The sequence below is a fragment of the Acidiplasma cupricumulans genome, assembly GCF_001402935.1.
Taxonomy (GTDB): domain Archaea; phylum Thermoplasmatota; class Thermoplasmata; order Thermoplasmatales; family Thermoplasmataceae; genus Acidiplasma; species Acidiplasma aeolicum.
Genome location: NZ_LKBH01000002.1, coordinates 1 through 4,145 on the forward strand (window position 1 = coordinate 1; position 4,145 = coordinate 4,145).

4 protein-coding genes are annotated in these 4,145 nt (G+C 33.7%); 1 reads left to right on the forward strand and 3 read right to left on the reverse strand.

From position 1 onward, the window contains the following. Positions 1-29 precede the first annotated feature (29 nt). Entirely contained in the window at positions 30-1,067 is a 1,038-nt protein-coding gene (locus AOG55_RS00030) for an NAD(P)-dependent alcohol dehydrogenase (protein ID WP_055040723.1), read from the forward strand. Positions 1,068-1,071: 4 nt separating this feature from the next. On the opposite strand, the gene AOG55_RS00035 is transcribed toward AOG55_RS00030, so the two are convergent. The 3 genes from AOG55_RS00035 to ilvC form a co-directional block, all read right to left on the reverse strand. Next, positions 1,072-2,442 carry an MFS transporter gene (locus AOG55_RS00035; protein ID WP_055032294.1) on the reverse strand — a complete coding sequence of 457 codons (1,371 nt, stop codon included), beginning with the start codon at positions 2,440-2,442 and terminating at the stop codon, positions 1,072-1,074. After that, complete coding sequence (locus tag AOG55_RS00040) at positions 2,439-3,164, reverse strand: cyclase family protein (RefSeq protein WP_055032295.1); 726 nt, start codon at positions 3,162-3,164, stop codon at positions 2,439-2,441. Before AOG55_RS00040 ends, AOG55_RS00035 begins: the two co-directional genes overlap by 4 nt. Before the next feature lie 4 nt (positions 3,165-3,168). Further along, positions 3,169-4,145 (reverse strand): ketol-acid reductoisomerase (gene ilvC / locus AOG55_RS00045; protein ID WP_084779370.1); only part of this gene is annotated, 977 nt, incomplete at its 5' end.

Sequence of the window (4,145 nt, forward strand, 5' to 3'; positions counted from 1 at the left end):
TATATAAATATTAAACTATTATCATTTATATGAAAGCTTGTGTACTAGAAAAATATGGTGAGTATCCTATTTATAAAGATGTTAATGCACCAGAAATAGAGGAAGATGATGATATTATAATTAAAGTTGCCGGGGTCGGAGTATGCAGAACCGATATACATGAAATATTTGGAAATCTAAAAGATAGAACAAGGCTGCCATTAATATTGGGACATGAAAACACTGGTTATGTATATGATTTTGGCTCCAAGGTACACAATATTTCAAAGAATGACCCGGTTATTTTATTTCCCTACATAACAAAGGGTTACTGTCTAAATTGCAGGAAGGGAAATGATATGTTTTGTACCGAAGATCCATATATGCCGGGTATAGACGCCAATGGTGGTTACGCAGAATTTATGAAAACTAAAATAAGGGCCGTTGTAAGTTTGCCAAAATCTATTAAAAATGATGATTTAATAAACATGGCACCGCTTGCAGATGCTGGCATCACCGCATACCATGCCATAAAGAAAGTATATCCACTTATCATTCCAGACAGCACAGTTATTGTATTCGGTGTTGGTGGTTTGGGTCATATTGCCATACAGATAATAAAGTCAATGACAGCAGCAAAAATAATTGCAATAGATATTTCACAGGAAAAATTGGAACTTGCAAAAAAATATGGTGCTGATTTTACATTATTGTTTTCAAACAATCATGATATAATAAAGGAATGCATGAAATTTACACATAATAACGGTGCAAATATTGTTTTTGACTTTGTAGGTGAAAATAATTCCACAGAATATTCACTAAAATTGGTAAAAAAGCAGGGTACAGTGGTTGTAGTTGGTTATGGCGGAATATTTAAGGAAAGTACATTCGATCTTATAATACGTGAAATAAACATAATTGGTAGCTTAACCGGCACATATTCAGAGTTTACTGAATTAATACAAATGTATCTTGATGGTAAAATAAAGGTTGAAACTCAAAGATTTAATTTAAGGGAGGCTGCAAAGGCCGATGAATTGCTTAAAAATGGAAAAATACAGGGAAGGGCTGTTTTGGTTCCTTAATATTTTAATAAGAAATATCTTCAAGAACTTCCCCAGATTTTATTTTTCTAAGAGTCAATGCAAATAGTTGACCTGCAGATAGGCCTATGGCCATAATTATCCATATAAGTATGGGATCGGTGCTAAAAAATATTACCAATAAAGTATATATTAAAGAACCTGCAAATGTTGAAAAGTTAAACCATCCAGTAAGAAATCCCATTAATGTACCACGAACACGTGTAGGAAAGCTTTCTGCCCAGTATGTATAACCTGCGCCAGACCATACACCATTTGTAAGCTGATACACAAAGAAATATATTATAGCCGCAAGTAATATATAATGTATATCAACAATAAATATAATAGCCATTATTGGTGTGGCTACAGCAGTATATACAAGTACGGTTTTTCTTCCAAATTTTTCACCTAAATAACCACTTAATGGATAAAAGAAGAACCCTAATCCACCAGATATTAGAAGTAGATATGCAACAAATGTTAAGCTCCACCCAAAGTAATGTTCCAGATAAAATGCAATAAATATATTAGTAAGTGCCCAAGATGAAGCATAAAAAAACCATGCAAGCATTATTTTTATTAATTGCCTACGTATGTATCCGGGTGTTGTAAATATCTGTTTGAATACATTTTTACCTGCCTGTGATAAATCAGTTTTATACTCCTCTATGCCCTCAATTTGATCCATGGGCACACCCTTTTTAAGTAAGGCCTTTATCCTTTTAAGATTTTCATATCTCTCAGGCTCCTTTATCCAGTATCTACCTATAACAACTGCTATTAATGGTATGGCTCCTATTGCAAATACAATCCTGAATCCAAATCTTATGGTTGCTAGATATATACCAGATGCAAGAAAAACACCTAGTGGCCAGCCACCCTGAACCCATGAATAAAGCCATCCCCTACTTTTTGGTCCAACGCTTTCGTTTACAATTGTTATTGATATACCAAGCTCGGCAAGTCCAAATGATGCTGCTATTGCTCTTACAGCAACAAGCTGTATAAAGTCGGTAACAACTGCTGTTAAGCCTGTAAATACTGCTGATATAAGAAGTGCAATCATCCATGCTATTCTCCTGCCCTTTGCATCCATCCAGTATCCCATACCAATTGGAACAAATATCGCAGTAAGGCTTATTACAGTTCCAGTTTCCGCAACCTGTGTTGATGTAAGATGAAGCGCAGAAGCAACAGAGGAATAACCTACTGTAAGTAGATTATAATTATATGAGGCTAATGCCCAACCCATCATTGCTATAAAAAATAGGTAAATACCATATTTTTTTCCCCTTACACCCCACACCTCATCTGTTTTATTTGTTTCCTCCTTCAGCTCACCTTTAAATTTTATATTATCATTTATGTCCGTCATTTTTTCACCTGCTTAAAAGCCAGTATTCTAACTGGAGAACCATCAGAATCCATAATATTAAGTGGCATTACAAAAAAAAGTGCATTAACATATTTTTCATTTAAAAGAAGTTTATCAATATTTGCAACTTCTTCAGCTATTATGGCGCCTGAATTAAGTATAATTTCATGAACCTTTTTTGCAGTATCTGTTATTTGTTTGTGCATTGGTGTTTCTGATGACCAGCCACCTATACTAAGCCCATCAGTGCCCACAAGTTTGATCTTTTTGGAAGTTAAAAATTCCGCCCCAGATATATCTAGATATGGCCATAAATACAAATACTCCTTATTATTTCCCCTTTTTTTATCCCATCCAGTATGGATAAAAACCATATCATTATTGTGTATAACATCTTTATATTCATCAAAATCTTCACTTTCTATAGGTTCTCCTGGCTTTTTATTGGAAAAATCAATTGCAACTCCACTGCCTATGAATGATGTAATTGGATATTTTTCTAAAGTTTTGCCATCTTCTATCATGTGCGCTGCAACATCTATATGTGTTCCATGGTGGGTATTCATAGATATCTTTTTTACAGCATAACCATCAATGTTCAATATCTTTAAATCCTGAACTGTAAACTCAGAATGCCCTGGCCATGATGGCATCCTATGATACATTGTATGTGTTAAATCAAATATTTCATAATTTTCTAAATTAAAAATATCTGTTTCCATTTATTCACCTTCCCAATATTTTATATAGTTTCCTCTCTTCAGTTTCCATGGGATGTTCTTTGGCCATTTCATGCAATCTATTATATACAATATAACCATTATTTTCCTCATCGTTCCATTCTCTTGCAAAAGTTCCATTTAATATATTTATGGCCTCATTTTTAAGAGTTTTTTTAAATTCATCAGTTATATATAATGGGCCACGCGTAAGCTGCCCATATTGACTGGTTCTTGAATGAGTTTTTAACTGATTAAATAAACCCATATCACGCATGGATTTTGCTATTTCAGCAAGTTCCCCAGATGCATATAACTCTAAAATAACGGATGCAGGTGAGGCACCAAGTTCTGTAGCAACATCATAATAGGCACGAAACGAATATAGCATTACACCAACCCAGGAATGCTCAGATAATAGGTCCACCAATGTTTCTTCTTTAAATGATGACAATACTGCACAACCACCCTTTCTAAACATACCAAGCCTATCACATAATGTCATTAATATGCTATATCCATTATTATTAGGATCCTGACCAACTGCAACAAGTGATGGAAAACCCTGATCATTTACATATACATCCCTAACTCCCCAACCAATCATTCTTGGTGCAATCATTAATACGGTTATATCGCTTCTTGGCCTTATAAATCCATAAAAATAATTATAGCCAGATGCAAATACAAGAGTTGCACCAATTTTTATATTAGGTTCTATATGGTTTTTATATATATTTTTTTGAATTTCATCAGGTATAAGTAGAAATATTATATCTGATTTTTTAACTGCCTCTGGTATATCATAAACCTTAAAACCATCTTTTTCTGCATCTTTAGCGTAGTTATCATTTACATTCCCGACTATAACATTTAAACCAGAATCTCTTAAATTTAGTGCTTGTGATTTACCCTGATTCCCATATCCTATTATGCCTATAATTTTATTGCCTATTTCACTAAAATAGTCTTTATTATCTAATA

What these genes read in the sequence shown, in the direction of transcription:
- AOG55_RS00035 (WP_055032294.1), bottom strand. Translation starts at nt 2,442, where the DNA reads ATGACGGACATAAATGATAATATAAAATTTAAAGGTGAGCTGAAGGAG.
- AOG55_RS00030 (WP_055040723.1), top strand. Translation starts at nt 30, where the DNA reads ATGAAAGCTTGTGTACTAGAAAAATATGGTGAGTATCCTATTTATAAA.
- AOG55_RS00040 (WP_055032295.1), bottom strand. Translation starts at nt 3,164, where the DNA reads ATGGAAACAGATATTTTTAATTTAGAAAATTATGAAATATTTGATTTA.